Origin of the sequence: Gracilimonas sp. (genome assembly GCF_040218225.1) — a bacterium.
GTDB lineage: Bacteria > Bacteroidota > Rhodothermia > Balneolales > Balneolaceae > Gracilimonas.
The window spans coordinates 755,937-771,774 of record NZ_JAVJQO010000008.1 but is presented as its reverse complement, the minus strand read 5'-3'; the positions used below and the strand labels follow the sequence as shown (position 1 = coordinate 771,774).

Here is a 15,838-nt window from a genome sequence, read left to right as displayed (position 1 = left end):
TAACTCAGATGCTCCCAGATAGATTATCCTCAACATTTCAAACAGCCGCCCAGGGCCTTGCCTTACAACGCGAGCGGATTTCAGTGGCATCGCAAAACATTGCTAATGCTCAAACTTCTGCACCCGCAGGCTCCGAAAATGTTTATCGGCCAAAGCGTGTGCAATCTTTAGCTCCCGATCAGCAAAAATTTCTGCAGGTTCTTTCCGAAAGTGTTTCTTCTCTGACCAGGACTAATCCAAAGCATATGGCTACGGGTGTTGGAAACCTTCCGAATGGAGATAAAGCAACCGGGTTGGGACCCGAGTTTCATGTTAGTGAGCAGAATAAGTTTCGTTACGAGTACGATCCGAATCACCCCGATGCAGATGAAAACGGAATGGTGAAATATCCGGATATCGACATGGTAAGAGAAATGACTGAAATGGTTAGCGCCAACCGCCTTTATGAGGCCAATCTAAGCAGCATCGAAGCTGAAAAAGAAATTATTAAACGATCATTGGAGATCTGATACGATGAACAGCATTAATTCTATTTACACACAACAAGCCGGACAAATAAACAGAAATACTGCTTTAAGAAGCGCTGCCGGTTCACAAGATTTACCGAAACTGACTCAGGATGAATCTTCTCTGATCAATCAGAAGTTTACCGCTGAAAATGAAAAGGCAATGAGTCTTTACTCGGTTGATGGCAAAATGAATCAACATGAGTTATCACGCGGAAGAAACATTGATACCAGAATTTAACAGAAGCTATTAATAGGAATAATCATGCCGAGCCCAGTTGAACTTAACGGATTACAGTTACCACAGGATTTTGAAATCAGTCCCAGGCATTATGATATCGGGGTTGATGAAATCGAAAAAGATTCCTTCGCCGATATGCTTTCGAAAGCCATAGATGGGGTAGATACGACTATGAAGACTTCAGAAATGAAGATGCAGGATTACGTTGCGGGTAATACCGACAATGTTGCCGATGTAATGATTTCGATGCAGCGGGCTCAGCTCAGTTTTCAGATGATGGTCGAGATTCGAAATAAAGCGATCGAGACCTATAACGAAATAAGCAGAATGCAAATATAAGGACATCCTTAAATGAACAATTATTTAGAAAGTTTTCAGGAGTTTTTTGGTCCGCTGAGTAATGCACAGCGCGCCATGTTTGTGGTACTGATGCTGGTTGTGCTCACCATAATTGGAGGTGTATTTTACTGGTCTCAACAAGAAGAGAATGTTCTTTTATTTGGATCTCTTCAGCCAGAAGTAGCCCAGGAAATAGTAACTGAACTTAATAACCGGGGAATTAGCTACGAGCTTCAGGAAAGTGGACGTGCTATATATGTAGCAAGCGATAAAGTTCACGAGTTACGTCTGGAATTAGCTCCAATGGGAGGTAGTTTTTCGGATGTGAAAGGCTATGAGCTTTTTGATACCAATGCATTGGGCATGACAGACTTTATGCAACAGGTTAACAAAAAGCGAGCCCTTGAAGGTGAACTTGCTCGTTCTATTAACAGTCTGGAACAGGTTGAGTTTTCCAGGATACACCTGGTTTTACCTGAGCGTTCTCCTTTTGAAGAAACGTCAATTGAGGCTTCGGCATCAGTGATTTTGAATCTGAAGAAGGGACAATCCCTCAAAAAAGAGCAGATTGAAGGTATTACATCGCTCATTGCTGGTAGTGTTGAAGGGTTGGAATCAGCAAACGTAACCGTGCTCGATCAGTCTGGGAACAGGCTGACTGATGAAATTGACTATGACTCAGATCTTGCTTTCGGTTCAACCCAGATGCAGCTTCGCCAAAAAACGGAAGCATATCTGACGGAACGCGGCCAATCTATGCTGGATAGAGTTTTGGGTGCCGGTAACAGTATTCTAAGGGTTTCGGTGGAGCACGATTTTGATCGGGTTGTCAGGGAATCGGATTTAATCGATCCCGATAGCCGAACCGTTATTTCTGAAGAGAAAAGAGAGCAGACCAATAACGATGAGGTGATGGAGCCGGTTCCAGGAAACATCACTAATAATAATCAGGCGGGCTCAGTTGTGGTTGCCAGTAACAATAACGGTTCAACGGTTCAAACCAGAAATTATGAAGTGAACCGAACCCGTGAAGTATTTGAAAAAACACAAGGTGAATTAAAGATGGTATCGGCCTCTGTACTGCTGAATTATAAACAGCGTTTTGAAGAGGGAACCGAAGGAGAACAAACACTGGTAAGTGAGCCGTATTCTGAACAAGAAGTAGAAGAATTTAAGGAAGTAGTAAAGGTAGCATTGGGAATTCAGGATGATCGGGGTGATCAATTGACAGTAAAACAGGTAGAGTTTTTTGACAAGCACCCGATCGATAATGGTGATTTCTTCACCGGCCAGCCTACGTTTACAAACAACATTTTACGCTGGTCTCTCATAGGGATCACATTTGTTGTCATCATTCTGCTGATTAACAGCATTAAGAAGAAATCAGGTGTTGATGAGCTCAAGTTTGTAAGCAACTTCGAGGCGGGCGATCAGCTGGAGGGAGCAGAGAAGCAAAACTCTTTAACAGGGGAAAGCTCTGGTACGAACCAGCTGGAAGGAGCAGAAGGTGAATCAGGTGAAAGCCAGACCAAGAAGTTGCCTGAGAAGAAATACAACAAAGATGAAATTGTGAATTTTGTTGAGTTGAAACCTGCGGAAGCTGCCCAGGTGATGAGAGCAATGATGGCATCTGAAGAAAATTAATAGAGGAAATATGTCTACAGCAATTAGTACAAAAAAATCAGGCGTTTTTACCGATATATCTGATTTAAGTGGCACTCAAAAGGCGGCAGTACTCATTATGAGTATTGGTACCCGAACTGCTGCAACTATGATGAAAACGCTTAAAGAGCATGAGATTGAGAAGATTACACTTGAGCTTGCCAAGATTAAAGACGTAAAAGCTGAAATCGTGGACGAGGTTCTTCAGGAATTTTATACCCTGATGGAAGTTAAGGAGTATATGCTGAAGGGAGGGGTTGATGCAGCTGAAGACCTGCTTGCACAACTTGGAGACAGCGCTAATTCCGAGAAGATGCTGAAGCGACTAAAAGCACAATCAGGCAGTACTGTATTTGATGAATTTCAGCAGACTAAGATCACACAAATTGCCTCTTTCATTCAAAATGAACACCCACAGGTGGCGGCTCTCATTTTCTCCCAGCTTCAGGTTGAGAAATCAGCCGAAATTCTGGGGTATCTCGATAAGGAATTACAAGCAGATATAGTTTATCGGCTTGCCAGTATGGATAAGATTTCGATGGAAGTAATTGAGGAAATCGAAGAGGTAATTAAAGAGCATATGGGCGGTATGGATACACTCGGTGACCGCGTGAAAAGCGGAACCAACATTGTGGCTCAGATTCTTAACGGTTCTGATATCACGGTTGAACGCCATGTACTGGATTCTATCAAAGATAGAGATGAACAAATGGCCAGCGATATTAAGGAACAGATGTTCTTGTTCGAGGATATCATTCACTTCGACGACCGTACGGTACAGCTTATCATCAACGAGATGGAAAAAGCCGATATGGTTATGGGACTCAAGGGGGTGGAAGAAGCACTTGCAAACAAATTCCTCAAGAACATGTCGAATCGTGCAGCCGATATGCTGCGTGAAGATATGGATGCTCTTGGTCCGGTAGCACTGAAAGATGTAAAAGAAGCACAGCAGCGCATTATCAAGAAGATTAAAGAACTGGAAGAAGACGGCCAGATTTCTACCCGTAAGATGGATGAAGAAGAGATTGTTGAGTAAGTAAGATGAGAAATCAGAAAGTCTTACAAAAGAATCAAATAAGCTGGTTTAATGAAGGTAGCAAACGCCTGAATTACCAGATGATTTTTAATGAAAGTGAGGTTAAAAACGAAGAAGATGAATACACCGAAGAATCGACAGATATTAATCAGTTACTTGATGAAAGAGATGCCAGATGGAAAAGAAAGCTGGAACAGGTTCGCGCTGAAGCTTACACTCAAGGATTTAATGCAGGCCAAACTGAAGGCTTAAATACCGCCCGGTCCGAAATAGATCAGAAGCTAGCCGTCATCCGACAGGCACTTGATAAGGCTCACGAAGAATGGAAAGCCCGACAGGAAATGCTGGAGCCAGGTCTGTTGGATATGGTATTTGAGATCAGTGAGTCTATTCTTGGAATACCGGTGGAAAATCCGGCTATCAGAGAATCCATAGAAGAAAAATTGACCCCGTTGCTTCAGAAAGTAAATGAGCAATCCAAACCAATTCTCTGGGTTGCAGAAGAAGATCTGGAATTTACTAAGTCGCTGAAAGATGACTTTTCAAAAAGTATGGTATTGAATATCCAGACTTCAGAAGAATGTAATCCCGGCGAGTTCAAGCTTGAAACAAATGAAGAAACGGTAGTACACAATTTCAGGGAAATGCTGCAAGAGTTTAAAAAGACATTAATGCTGCCATCATGGAAGTAGCCGAAAAGTCATCAACATCATTGCAAAAGCACTTCAATGCCATTCGTGTTAAAATCAGCGGAGAGCTAAATCAGGTTAAGCGCTATGGAAAAGTTTCTTCCATTATCGGAACTATTATAGAATGTACCGGACTGGAAGCCTCTGTTGGAGAAGTGTATGGTATTCATACCGTCATGGACACGATAGTGCCAGCTGAAGTGGTTGGTTTGAAAGAAGGAAAAACACTCTTGATGCCTTACGATCGGGTAGTTGGAATGAAAGCTGGCTGTAAAGTTGAAAGCATGGGGCAATCGCTGAACGTGCCAGTTGGTTTTGAGCTGTTAGGTCGGGTGGTGGATACCAATGCCGAGCCTATTGATGGTAAAGGACAGATTCGTGTATCAGGACAGATGCCGGTGCACAACGACCCGCCGGCACCGCTCGATCGTGCTCCTATCGATGATATTATGTTTACCGGAATCCGGGCACTCGATGCATTGAATACAGTCGGAACCGGACAGCGAATCGGACTTTTTGCTGGTTCGGGTGTGGGTAAATCCGTTTTAATGGGAATGATTGCTAAGCATTCTTCGGCAGATATCAATGTAATTGCCCTGATTGGTGAGCGTGGCCGGGAAGTGCAGGAATTTATTCATGACACGCTGGGTGAAGAAGGACTTTCCCGCTCGGTTGTAGTAGCTGCAACATCAGATAGCGCGGCCATGAGTCGGGTAAAAGGAGCATTTACAGCAACAGCGATTGCAGAATATTTCCGCGACCAAGGAAAAAATGTCCTCTTGATGATGGATTCTGTGACCCGGGTTGCCATGGCCCAAAGAGAAATTGGTCTCGCTTCAGGTGAGCCGCCAACAACCAAAGGATACACTCCAAGTGTGTTTACGATCCTTCCAAAATTGCTGGAAAGACCGGGTAAAACACACAAAGGAAGCATCACCGGATTGTACACCGTATTGGTTGATAATGACGATATGAATGAACCCATAGCCGATGCAGTACGGTCCATTTTAGATGGCCATATCGTGCTTTCCCGACGTTTGGCGCATAAAAATCATTATCCGGCCATTGATATCCTCGAAAGTATTTCGCGGGTTATGACCAAGATTGTAACACCTGAACAACGACAAATTGCGATGAAAGCAAGGGAGCTTCTGGCGACTTACCGGGAGGCAGAGGATCTCATAAATATTGGAGCCTATGTAAAAGGCTCAAACCCAAAAATTGATGAATCGATAAAAAAACATCCGGGTTTGGAATCATTTTTGATACAGGATTTAAACGAAACAGATTTCAGTGATGATCTCTGGGAAACGCTAAAGAAAATTCTTGAATAAAAATCACGAGCAGCATTTATGAAATTCAAATTCTCTCTTGCACCGGTTCTTAAAGTTCGCAAACACCAGGAAAAGCTTCAAAAGCAAAAGCTGGCGGAGCAGGTTTCCAAAAAGCAGAAAATAAGTGAGGTGCGTGATGATGTACAAGGGAAATTGAAAACATTTCTGGAGCACTCAGAAGACAACACTGTTGAGAATATCCATATGATCAGAAGACGGTCTGCCCATCTTCAACAGGTACATCAAAAAATGGATAAGCTGAGCCGGGAGTTGGATCAGGCTGAAGTTCGGGTTACCAAAGAACGGGAAAAGTTAGCCGCTGCTCATAAGAACCTTCACATCCTTGAGAAGGTGAGGGAATTTGAACAAAGTCTTTTTTCAGAACAAATGGCAAAAGACGAACAAAAATTTATGGATGAAATTGCAACTCAATCATTTAGCCGTTAATCATGAATAAATCAGTAATAATTAAAATTGCAGGTTTAATTACTGTACCTCTGCTGGTGATGATTGTCGCCATGTATTTCCTGTATCCCTATATCAATAAAGAGGACTATCAGGAATTGGTGCAGGCGCAGGAAGAAAAACTGGATGCTGAATTTGAAGCACTGGGCCTGCCTGCTCAGGAAGATTCGGTAATTGCTATCCTGTCTGATACAGCGCAGGTTATGGATTCTGTAGCAGTGGATACTCTGGTTACCGATGAGCTGAAACTTGCACTGGATGAAAATACCCACCTCACAAAAGTAGTTGACTCATTAGTAGCTGAAATAAAGCTTTTGAAAGCTAACCAACCGAAAGAGATTACCAATGAAAATATTCAGGAACTAAGTAAAGAAGAGTTTGCACAACGTGTTAAAAGCTTGCTGAACCTTGAAGAAGATGATCTTGCTCCAATCCTGGAAAGAATGACCAACGAACAGCTGGTGCGCTTGTATAACGGAGGAGGGACCATTCAACGGGAAAAGATTTTACGCTCCCTGAATTCAGATAAAGCCGCTAAACTTATGACGGAGATTATGCTATGATAAAGCAGTTATTATCATCGGCCGGCAATAATAAAGAAGCCGGATTGGCTACCAACGTCACAAAATCTGCAAATGATACGGCTGGGAGTGGAACCCAGGGGTTATTCAGTTCAATCCTGAAAACCGTACAGGGTTTTGGACAACAGGAAGAATCTCAAAATACAGCGAAGGAAGAGAGTAAGCAGACCGATGAAACAGCGACATGTGAAGAGCATTCTGTAAGCAAAACAGCTTCTCTCGATACGGAGAAGGCCAAAACTGAAAAAAGTGAGCAGGTAATAACCGGTGCCGAAAAAGTAGTACAGGCTGCAATCCAGGAACAGAAGAAAACAGAGGCTGAAGGGTTGACTCAGGGTGACTCAGAGTCTGCAGATGTTAATGAAGAAGCAAATGAGACAAACGGAGAAGTGGCGCTAAAAGGCAGGCAAATAGCAGACCAGGCAGATTCCAACGTTCAGGAAGCAACAAAAACATCGAAAGTAACAAATACCGAAAAAGAGGTCGGCGGTACTGCACAGGCTATAGATCAAGAAGGAGAGGTGGCGGAATCAACAGAACAGAAAATATCCTATGAGGCAGACTCCGATGATACCAATACAACCAAGATTGGCCCCTTTATGGAAGAAAGCTCAGAGACTGTTAAATCAGATGCTGAGAGCACTAAAAAGGGAGTTTCTGTTGAACCAGAAAGTCTAAAATCAGAAGAAAAAACTTTGCTTCATGATAACGAAGCAGAAATCGGAAGCAGGTCTTCTGGCGGTGATGGAACAGCATCTTCTGTGAATGCTGATGGTAATAGCAGTATTTCCACAAAAGTATCACAGAAAGTTGTTGATCATGTATCTCAGCAAGCAACGCAATCAAAACAGGTTGCGGAAAATATGGAAGCAAAGGATGCAGAGTCTGAAGCTGAACCTGAAAAAGTAACTACTGAGCATGCAGTTCGGATGGCTACAGAAAAAACGGCTGCAGGTGCTCCGGAAGTAACTCAGGGTATTCAAAGCCAAAAAATAGAGGAAGTACGTGAAAAGAGATACCGGGAGAATTACTCCTTCTCAGGAAGACACGAATTGAACTCAGAACGGTTAGAAATTATAACACAAAGCAGAGATTCTAAAGCTGCTGTTTCATTCTTATCTCAGTTTGAGGCTCCGGTTCAGCTCCTTCAAAATCAAGCAAATACAAACTCTGTTACAACGATGACTACTGAGCAGGAGTTGATGCTGAAGGAACATTTGAAAGAGTCGCTGGAGGTTACTGAAAAGAAGGATGTTTCAAGTTCAATGTTTGCAAGACTGGGTGAAATACCGGTTTCAAATATGTTGATCCGGCGAACCGTCATGCCATCATTGACTCAGGCTGTTCAGAAGACCATATCGGCCGGGAAGGCAACTCCTGAAACCTGGCAAAAGCACAGTTTTGAACTGGAGGATGGAAACAGTATTCAGCTTTCTACCCGACAGGTAGATGGCGTGCTGCAGGTCAAGCTGGCCACCACAAGTGTGGAACTAAGTCGCTTGATGCAACAGTACGAACAGGAAATTAAACAGCACCTGGAGCAGGAATGTCAACTGGATGTAAACCTTCAGTTTGATGGCGGTGAACAGGGGCAGGAAATGCCGAACTTTTTTGGCAACTCTTCATCATCAAAGAACTCATCATCAATGCGAAGTAATGGTGCAGGAGCAGAACAGACCTCATCAACCAGTACAGATAAAAACTTACAACAATCCGTCCGACGGTTTGGCTACAACCAAATGGAATGGACGGCTTAAAGGAACCGAATTATGGATGTAAATAGTATCACTTCACAAGCTTCAGGAGCTTTTGCTCAACAAGGTCAGACTAAGAAAAGTCAGCTGGGGCAACAGGAATTTTTGCACTTGCTGGTAGCACAGATGCGAAACCAGGATCCCATCAACCCGATGGATGGTGCTGAATTTGCCTCGCAGCTTGCTCAGTTTAACTCGGTTGAACAATTGATCAGCGTCAATAATGGCCTGAAGACATTGCAAAGCAGTCAGGATATGATGAGTGCAAGTCTTACAAACTCGATGGCTGCTTCATTGACCGGAAAACAAGTGAAAGCGCTTAGCAATCAGGTTCATCTTGGTGCTGAAGGTAATACTGACATTCAATTTGAATTGAATAACTCAGCCGACTCGGTTGAGATTATCATCCGTGATGCGAGTGGATCAGAAATTCGCCGGGAAATGATGAACGGATTGTCAACAGGAGATCATGACTGGACATGGGATGGCCTGAATAACGCCGGCGATCGCATGGGAGAAGGAGAATATACTATCGAAGTGAAGGCTGCAAACGGAGATAATCCGGTGGGTTCGCTGGTCTTTATTGAGGGTATAGCCGACAGAGTACGTTATACATCGGAAGGGGTATTCCTCTCGGTGAATGATGTAGAAATACCTATTGGTGATGTAGAAGAAGTAGGTACAGGAATTTTTTAAAAAGTAATTAATCAAAAAAACAAAAGGGGCATTGAGTAGCATCGCCCGGCAGTATTAAAGGCTGCAATTTCAAAAGACAGGAGATAACTTATGTCATTAGTCAAATCTTTAAATTCAGGTGTTAGTGGTTTGAGAGCATTTCAAACCAAAATGGATGTTATAGGTAATAACATTGCAAACGTAGAAACGGCGGGCTACAAATCATCATCAGTTACTTTTGCTGAGATGATGAGTGAGCGTTTGGGCCGTGCCGGCGGAGGTGGAGATTCTTCACCACAGCTTAGTAACCAGGTAGGCTTGGGAGTGCGTGTATCTTCCATCAGTCGTGATTTTAGCCAGGGTGCGATGCAAAGCACAGGCCGATCCACCGATTTAGCTATTGAAGGAGAAGGATTCTTTATGGTTTCTGATGGTGGCGAAAACCTGATGACCCGTGCCGGTAACTTTGTATTTAATAAAGATGGAATGCTGGTTGATCAGGCTGGCCGTTCGGTTCAGGGATACATCGCTGACAGTGCCGGAAATATTCTTGGTGGTGGCGCAGCTGAAGATGTTCGCATCGACTTTGAAAACGTATTGCCTCCAAAGAAAACAGACAACGTAACACTGGCGGGTAACCTGAATGCAGGAACCAGTATAAGTAAAGTACTTCAGGCACAAAGTGGTTTCACTACTTCAGCTGGAGACAATGCAACAGCAACAACTCCAATTAATGATTTAAGCCAAACCCTGACTGATCTCAGTGCTGGCGACGTAATCTCATTTGATGTCACATTAAATGATGGAACTGCAACTACGATCTCTCATACATACGCTGCAGGAGATACTATTGGCGATATGATGGATAGCTTCAATACCGGTTTAACAAATACTGAGGGTCAGCTAACACTGATCGATGGCATGCTGAACCTGCGTTCTGCCACCATGGGGGACAGTGCTCTCGATATTTCTAACGTATCGGTAACCGGCGCTGGTGATATCAACTTCCCGGGCTTACAAACTATTCAGGAAGGCCAAACCAACACCCAGACGATGAGTACCACAGTGTATGATGACCTTGGTCAGGCGCACTCACTAATGCTTGAATTTACCCAGGTTGGAACCAACGAATGGCAATACGACGCCCGTTTCCTTGATGGCGAAACCATTACCAGCGGCGCTACCGGAACTGTGAGTTTTGATGAGCTCGGTCAGCTTTCTTCAGGCGACATGCTGAATATGACATTTGAGCCTGGACGTGGAGCAAGCACTTCAAGTTTTGCTGTAAACCTCGGTGATTCACAAACGGGAACCCGATTCACCCAATATGCAGGATCAAACTCCGCTAAAGTGATAAGCCAGGACGGCTATACTCAGGGACAGCTCATTGATGTTGCCATCGACGGTGCCGGACAGGTTCAGGGAATCTATGACAACGGAAACAGCACGGTTTTGGCTCAGCTCGCTCTAGCGCAGGTTCAAAACCAAAATGGACTTGAAATGGTTGGAAGCGGCTTGTTCAGAGCTACTTCAGCAGCTGGTGAAATGTTCGTAAATACTGCTGATAGCTTTGCGGGAACAGCTATTAACTCCGGTTCTCTGGAAGGATCAAATGTTGACCTGGCCAAAGAATTCACAAATATGATTACATCACAGCGAGCCTATCAGTCAAACGCTCGTGTGATTACAACCTCTGACGAAATGTTGACAGAAGCGGTAAATCTGAAAAGATAATTAGCCTAACGTAGCTAATTTTTTATAGTTAAGGTTGAGCTCTGCTCTCTGGAATTGGTCTTTGGATTAATTCAAGGGGTGGAGCTTTTTTATGCTTATGAACTTTTAAAAAATGCCGATACCCATCCAATGTACCTGCAGAAAGTTTCTCTGTACGGTTTTAGAAAAACAGGGGATATCCTCTTAAGATTTTTATCCATACACCGATAAAGGAAATATGTTAGATCGTTCAACAATCATAGGATTAGTTATTGGGTTCACCCTGATCATCGGTTCCATCATGATGGAAGGAAGTATTCTCATATTCCTGAGTTTGTCTTCTCTTTTTATTGTGGTTGGTGGGGCGATGGCATCAACCATGATCAGCTTCAGCGTCGATGACATCAAAACGAGTTTTAAGACCTTTATGGGATTAATGAAAGTAACCTCCATCGACCTCCGAACAGATATGGAGCTGCTCAGTATGTTTGCCCGGCGTGTTAGAACCGGGGGATTGTTGATTCTGGATAATGATATCAAACATTTAAAAGATGACTATCTGAAGAACGGTCTTCAGCTGGCGGTTGACGGTTTCAAAGAAGAAAGTCTGGATAGCATTCTGGCAGATGAAATTAAAGGAGCAGAGCGGGATTTAGAACTTGCTGCCGGTGTTATGAATTCACTGGCTACCTATGGACCTGCCTTCGGAATGATAGGAACCATTGTAGGTTTGGTGTTGATGCTTCAGAATATTTCGGATCCGGAAGCGCTTGGGGCCGGTATGGCGGTAGCTCTTTTGACAACACTATATGGAAGTATGTTCGCCAATATGATCGTAGGTCCGTTGGCAGCTAAATTAGAGTATTTGAGTGAAATTGATTTGAACCGAAAACGGATGTTCCGGGTGGGTATTTTGTCCATTGTAGCCGGTGAAAATCCACGCATCATGGAAAAGAAAATGCTGATTCATATAGATCCGCACAGCCGGGCCGAGTATGTCAAACACCATGAAGAACTAAAGATTATCAAACAACGAGACGAGAAGTTTTACAAACTTTGGATCGAACAACAGGATAAAGAATGGGAAAATCTAAAGGAGATTCTCAAGGCTGGTTAGTGACCTATAGTGACCTTGTGACGTTGATTCTCACGTTCTTTGTGTTGCTATATACCATGACTTCCGGCGTTGAGAAAACATCGTTTAACAGTTTTATACAATACTTCCAGAAGAATGCGGGATTTCTGCCGGAATCTCAGGCAGCCGTAGAGAGTATAGAAAACAAAATAGAACCCGAGCAGCTTGAACAAATGATGGAAGAGCAAATGGAGCGCTGGGAAGCCTTTGCTGATTTCCTTCACAAGCAGGATTTATCCTCAGAGGTGGATATTCAGCTGCTTCAGGATGGGGTGAAAATTACCCTTAGTGATTCTCTGACTTTTGAAAGTGGTTCTTCTGAATTGTTACCGGTTGCTAAAGTTGTTCTAGAGCAGGTAGCAGAAGTTTTGGGCGACCGGGTGTTAGATATTGAGGTTCAGGGCCATACCGATAATGTCCCTATAAGTAATATGATATATCAATCAAACTGGCATCTCGGAGCTGCACGCTCAGTATCAGTGGTTCAGTATTTACAAAGTCAGGCAGATATGGACCCTTCTCATTTTAAGGCAAGTAGTTTTGGGGAATATCGCCCTGTATCCGAAAATGAAACCATAGATGGAAGACGCAAGAACAGGCGTGTGGAGATATATCTGAGAGATTTGGTAGCCAGGGGAGCTCTTGAAGCTGTTCTGCCATTCGATGAGCCCATTCCGGTCAATAATCCAGCAACAATTTAACATTAACCATTATGGCCACAGAGAATAAAAACGACCAAAAAGATAAGAAGGAAGTAAAAGCCAAGAAGCGCAAAGGCGGGCCAAAATTTCTTAAGCTCGGAAAATATTTCCTGCTTTTACTCATATTGGTTGGGCAGGGATTCCTCGCTTATACCATTGTGGATAAATATTATCCTACCGTTTTTGCAAAAATAAACGAGAAAAGTCCGGCTGATTATGGTACGTATCAGATGGAAGAGATGGTAGTGAATCCTGCCAATACCTATGGAAAAAGATACCTGATGGTGGAAATAAGCCTCGAATTAGACGATAAAGACCATGTTTCACTTCTTGACGAAAACATGATGAAGCTAAAACAAGAGATTATTGATGCCCTTTCTTCACGATCTGTAGACCAGCTTACCAAGGTGTCGGGGCGGGAAGAATTACGGAGAGAACTTTCCGGACTAATTAATTCATCCATTGGGGTCCGTTCGGTACGCAATTTGTATTTCACTAAATATGTAATGCAATGATCGTAAACCAAGAACGGAAACTCTTATGGAATCGAAGCTGCCCAGGCGTACATTGGGAAATGTTAAATATGTAGAATCCTACGATTTCAAACATCCTAAGCTATTTAGTAAGGAAATCATGAGGACGCTGCAGGCTATTCATGAAGTTTTTTCCCGAAATCTTAGCCGCATATTCAGCTCTTCACTTCGCTATAAAGTAGATGCGTATCTGCAAAAGGTAGATCAGCTTTCCTCAACGGAGTTTGCCCGGGAAATAAAAAGCCCGAGTACAATATACTTGCTTTCGGTAGATGAGCTGGGCGGTGAAGTAATTGTCGTACTCCCACCTGAGTTCTGTATTCATCTTATTGAAAGACAGAGTGGGGGGGCTGAAAAACAGTTGAGTGAACGGCGAATTCTCACCGTTATTGAAGAGAAAATCATGTCGCGGGTAATGGGAAGCATCAGTAATGAAATTGTATTGGCCTGGGAGCCGTACATGGACTTCAAAGTTGACCGCGTAAAGTATGAAAGCAAGCCAGAAAACCTTCACCTTGCTACTGTTGACCCCAACATTGTAGTGAAGTTTGAGGTTGATCTTGGTGGTCAAAAAATTGAGATCGGTATCTCTTACTCCTACAGCCTGCTCAAAAAGGCAATGAATGATACCATCATGAAAAAAGGGATGAATTCCCGCAAAGAACGACTTTCCGATGAAGAAATGGAATCGTATAAGCGAACACTCAAAAAAGCTAACATACGTATCCAGTCATTGCTGGGAACAACCCGCCTCACACTAGATGAAATCATGAACCTTAAAGAAGGCGACACCATCCCGCTGAGGCAAAAGTCTGATAAGCCGCTGGAAGTACGGGTAAATGGTGTTAAGAAAATGACAGCATATCCCGGTGTTATTCAGGGGCATAGAGCCGTCAAAATTTTTGAACTCCTCGAAGAAATTAACGAACAGGAACTGGTATAACTATGAATTACTATCAAGAACAACTGCAAAACTACCTTCCGGAAATAGAGAAATATTTAACCTCTGTTCTGCTTGAAGAAACAAACATTGAGATCACTTCTTTTGAAGCTGTGTCATCCGAAGCCTTCCTGGAAAAAATGGTCAAGGAAGACATCTTCATCCATACGCGGGATGAAAATACGCAGATGGATCTGATCTGTATTTTGGATAAAGCCTGGTTTGCTATCCTATCAAGCATTATGCTGGGTGTGGATGAGAGCTCATTCAATGAGGTCACCAAAGACCTGCTGAAGAAATTTTCTTCTGAGCTGTCTGTTACTCTTTCCAAAAAACTAAAAGAAGATGGTCTGGAGTTTGATCTTCAGGAATTAGAAGTACTTACTCTTAAGCAATTGGAAGACAAACTGGGCCACACAGAGTATTTCTATGGAAGCATGGAAGTAGAGGGATTGGCGGATGATAAGATCAAAGCTGCGGCTTTATTCGGAAATCCGGAAGCTCAAATCGTGGAAGAGGAGCCGGAAAAGGAAGTTCAGGAAGAAGTGGAAGCTAAAGACGACGACTTCAACCCATCACATTCTGAAGACCTCGAAAAAATGAGGGCTCCCGAAGAAGTGATTTCCGGCCGTTACATAGAATTTGAAGATTTTGAGGAAACTACGCCCGCTATCAAGAACGGAGATGGAAACAGCATGGATCTGCTCAAAGACGTAGAAATGGATGTTTCCGTTGAGTTGGGACGTATTGAGTTACCGCTTGGTAAAGTACTTCAGCTAGCAAAAGGGTCTGTAATTGAACTGGAGAAACTGGCCGGTGAACCGGTTGATATTCTGGTAAACGGACAACGTATTGCTCATGGGGAAGTGGTGGTTATTGACGAGCATTTTGGTGTTCGTATTTCCAACCTGATTACCACCCGTCAACGTTTAGCCAAGCTCTCGTAATGGACTTTACCAAAATCCTTTCGCAGTCTGAGAAAAAGCCGCAGAACGTACTTAAAATAGTATTGGCTTTTGCGGCGGCTTTATTGGTCATCTGGATGTTCCTGGTTTCCCGAATGGAGTTCTCAGCAACGGAAAGAGCTACTTCAAACCCGGAAGTTATTGAACGTACCGAGGGGTTAAAATCGAGCCTTAATAAGGAAAAAACTGAGGTTCAGGAGGTTTCACCGGAAAAGGCAGAAGCCGAAACGGACGACGCTTTCCAAAATGCCTTCACTACTTTCCTGGTAATGATGGGAATGCTTGGCCTGGTGTGGTTTTGGTCCAGAAAGAAATCCGGTTCCCCCCAAACAAAAAAAGATGGCCGAGATCTAGGCGAGCATATTTTGGGGCAGGGTGTTCAGCTCAAATTTGTAGAAATAAACAATGAGGTTTGGGTTATGGGAATGACCGCAGGTTCGCTGAATCTATTACACCGTATCCCTAAATCGGAATGGAATGAAAACGAAGGACTGGAAGAAATAGCTGAGGTCAAAAACGGTTCCGCTGATTTTAAATCACTTTATAAAATGTTCAGAAATTAGGAT

General features: G+C 43.3%; 18 protein-coding genes. All 18 read left to right on the top strand.

Features of this window, described 5'->3' with window-relative positions; all coding sequences use genetic code 11:
* Window positions 1-8 precede the first annotated feature (8 nt).
* A complete protein-coding gene (locus tag RIB15_RS14790) occupies window positions 9-509 on the top strand; it encodes a flagellar basal body rod protein FlgC (RefSeq protein WP_350202946.1) in 501 nt (166 codons plus the stop codon).
* 4 nt (window positions 510-513) lie between these two features.
* The gene (locus RIB15_RS14785) at window positions 514-747 is read left to right on the top strand and encodes a hypothetical protein (RefSeq protein WP_350202945.1); all 234 of its coding nucleotides are present in this window, start codon (window positions 514-516) and stop codon (window positions 745-747) included.
* 24 nt (window positions 748-771) lie between these two features.
* Entirely contained in the window at window positions 772-1,086 is a 315-nt protein-coding gene (fliE, locus tag RIB15_RS14780) for a flagellar hook-basal body complex protein FliE (protein ID WP_350202944.1), read from the top strand.
* Window positions 1,087-1,098: 12 nt separating this feature from the next.
* Complete coding sequence (gene fliF, locus RIB15_RS14775; protein WP_350202943.1) at window positions 1,099-2,730, top strand: flagellar basal-body MS-ring/collar protein FliF; 1,632 nt, start codon at window positions 1,099-1,101, stop codon at window positions 2,728-2,730.
* 10 nt (window positions 2,731-2,740) lie between these two features.
* Window positions 2,741-3,787 (top strand): flagellar motor switch protein FliG, encoded by a 1,047-nt coding sequence (gene fliG / locus RIB15_RS14770; RefSeq protein WP_350202942.1) that lies wholly within the window; start codon window positions 2,741-2,743, stop codon window positions 3,785-3,787.
* A gap of 5 nt (window positions 3,788-3,792) precedes the next feature.
* Complete coding sequence (locus tag RIB15_RS14765) at window positions 3,793-4,479, top strand: FliH/SctL family protein (protein WP_350202941.1); 687 nt, start codon at window positions 3,793-3,795, stop codon at window positions 4,477-4,479.
* Window positions 4,470-5,810, top strand: coding sequence for a FliI/YscN family ATPase (locus RIB15_RS14760; RefSeq protein WP_350202940.1), 1,341 nt, complete (start codon window positions 4,470-4,472; stop codon window positions 5,808-5,810). The genes RIB15_RS14765 and RIB15_RS14760 overlap by 10 nt, the downstream gene beginning before the upstream one ends.
* Before the next feature lie 18 nt (window positions 5,811-5,828).
* Window positions 5,829-6,257: a flagellar export protein FliJ gene (gene fliJ, locus RIB15_RS14755; protein WP_350202939.1), complete on the top strand. Its 429-nt coding sequence runs from the start codon at window positions 5,829-5,831 to the stop codon at window positions 6,255-6,257.
* A gap of 2 nt (window positions 6,258-6,259) precedes the next feature.
* On the top strand, window positions 6,260-6,838 hold the full coding sequence (locus RIB15_RS14750) for a hypothetical protein (protein ID WP_350202938.1): 579 nt from the start codon (window positions 6,260-6,262) through the stop codon (window positions 6,836-6,838).
* On the top strand, window positions 6,835-8,613 hold the full coding sequence (locus RIB15_RS14745) for a putative sodium/potassium/calcium exchanger (RefSeq protein WP_350202937.1): 1,779 nt from the start codon (window positions 6,835-6,837) through the stop codon (window positions 8,611-8,613). The genes RIB15_RS14750 and RIB15_RS14745 overlap by 4 nt, the downstream gene beginning before the upstream one ends.
* A gap of 12 nt (window positions 8,614-8,625) precedes the next feature.
* Window positions 8,626-9,306, top strand: a complete 681-nt coding sequence (locus RIB15_RS14740) for a flagellar hook assembly protein FlgD (protein ID WP_350202936.1) — start codon at window positions 8,626-8,628, stop codon at window positions 9,304-9,306.
* Between the two features lie 90 nt (window positions 9,307-9,396).
* On the top strand, window positions 9,397-11,019 hold the full coding sequence (locus RIB15_RS14735) for a flagellar hook protein FlgE (RefSeq protein ID WP_350202935.1): 1,623 nt from the start codon (window positions 9,397-9,399) through the stop codon (window positions 11,017-11,019).
* A gap of 217 nt (window positions 11,020-11,236) precedes the next feature.
* The gene (locus RIB15_RS14730; RefSeq protein ID WP_350202934.1) at window positions 11,237-12,115 is read left to right on the top strand and encodes a motility protein A; all 879 of its coding nucleotides are present in this window, start codon (window positions 11,237-11,239) and stop codon (window positions 12,113-12,115) included.
* Window positions 12,079-12,834, top strand: coding sequence for an OmpA/MotB family protein (locus tag RIB15_RS14725; protein ID WP_350202933.1), 756 nt, complete (start codon window positions 12,079-12,081; stop codon window positions 12,832-12,834). Before RIB15_RS14730 ends, RIB15_RS14725 begins: the two co-directional genes overlap by 37 nt.
* A gap of 11 nt (window positions 12,835-12,845) precedes the next feature.
* Entirely contained in the window at window positions 12,846-13,349 is a 504-nt protein-coding gene (locus RIB15_RS14720) for a flagellar basal body-associated FliL family protein (protein WP_350202932.1), read from the top strand.
* Window positions 13,350-13,374: 25 nt separating this feature from the next.
* A complete protein-coding gene (locus tag RIB15_RS14715; RefSeq protein ID WP_350202931.1) occupies window positions 13,375-14,310 on the top strand; it encodes a flagellar motor switch protein FliM in 936 nt (311 codons plus the stop codon).
* A 2-nt stretch (window positions 14,311-14,312) separates the two neighbouring features.
* Entirely contained in the window at window positions 14,313-15,254 is a 942-nt protein-coding gene (gene fliN, locus RIB15_RS14710) for a flagellar motor switch protein FliN (protein WP_350202930.1), read from the top strand.
* Window positions 15,254-15,835, top strand: coding sequence for a flagellar biosynthetic protein FliO (locus RIB15_RS14705; protein WP_350202929.1), 582 nt, complete (start codon window positions 15,254-15,256; stop codon window positions 15,833-15,835). Before fliN ends, RIB15_RS14705 begins: the two co-directional genes overlap by 1 nt.
* The last annotated feature ends 3 nt before the right edge of the window (window positions 15,836-15,838 follow it).

Coding starts and splice junctions, on each gene's coding strand:
- RIB15_RS14720 (WP_350202932.1), top strand. CDS start 12,846: ATGGCCACAGAGAATAAAAACGACCAAAAAGATAAGAAGGAAGTAAAA.
- fliE (WP_350202944.1), top strand. CDS start 772: ATGCCGAGCCCAGTTGAACTTAACGGATTACAGTTACCACAGGATTTT.
- RIB15_RS14760 (WP_350202940.1), top strand. CDS start 4,470: ATGGAAGTAGCCGAAAAGTCATCAACATCATTGCAAAAGCACTTCAAT.
- RIB15_RS14785 (WP_350202945.1), top strand. CDS start 514: ATGAACAGCATTAATTCTATTTACACACAACAAGCCGGACAAATAAAC.
- fliG (WP_350202942.1), top strand. CDS start 2,741: ATGTCTACAGCAATTAGTACAAAAAAATCAGGCGTTTTTACCGATATA.
- RIB15_RS14735 (WP_350202935.1), top strand. CDS start 9,397: ATGTCATTAGTCAAATCTTTAAATTCAGGTGTTAGTGGTTTGAGAGCA.
- RIB15_RS14715 (WP_350202931.1), top strand. CDS start 13,375: ATGGAATCGAAGCTGCCCAGGCGTACATTGGGAAATGTTAAATATGTA.
- fliN (WP_350202930.1), top strand. CDS start 14,313: ATGAATTACTATCAAGAACAACTGCAAAACTACCTTCCGGAAATAGAG.
- RIB15_RS14740 (WP_350202936.1), top strand. CDS start 8,626: ATGGATGTAAATAGTATCACTTCACAAGCTTCAGGAGCTTTTGCTCAA.
- RIB15_RS14730 (WP_350202934.1), top strand. CDS start 11,237: ATGTTAGATCGTTCAACAATCATAGGATTAGTTATTGGGTTCACCCTG.
- RIB15_RS14705 (WP_350202929.1), top strand. CDS start 15,254: ATGGACTTTACCAAAATCCTTTCGCAGTCTGAGAAAAAGCCGCAGAAC.
- RIB15_RS14765 (WP_350202941.1), top strand. CDS start 3,793: ATGAGAAATCAGAAAGTCTTACAAAAGAATCAAATAAGCTGGTTTAAT.
- RIB15_RS14750 (WP_350202938.1), top strand. CDS start 6,260: ATGAATAAATCAGTAATAATTAAAATTGCAGGTTTAATTACTGTACCT.
- RIB15_RS14790 (WP_350202946.1), top strand. CDS start 9: ATGCTCCCAGATAGATTATCCTCAACATTTCAAACAGCCGCCCAGGGC.
- fliF (WP_350202943.1), top strand. CDS start 1,099: ATGAACAATTATTTAGAAAGTTTTCAGGAGTTTTTTGGTCCGCTGAGT.
- RIB15_RS14725 (WP_350202933.1), top strand. CDS start 12,079: ATGGGAAAATCTAAAGGAGATTCTCAAGGCTGGTTAGTGACCTATAGT.
- RIB15_RS14745 (WP_350202937.1), top strand. CDS start 6,835: ATGATAAAGCAGTTATTATCATCGGCCGGCAATAATAAAGAAGCCGGA.
- fliJ (WP_350202939.1), top strand. CDS start 5,829: ATGAAATTCAAATTCTCTCTTGCACCGGTTCTTAAAGTTCGCAAACAC.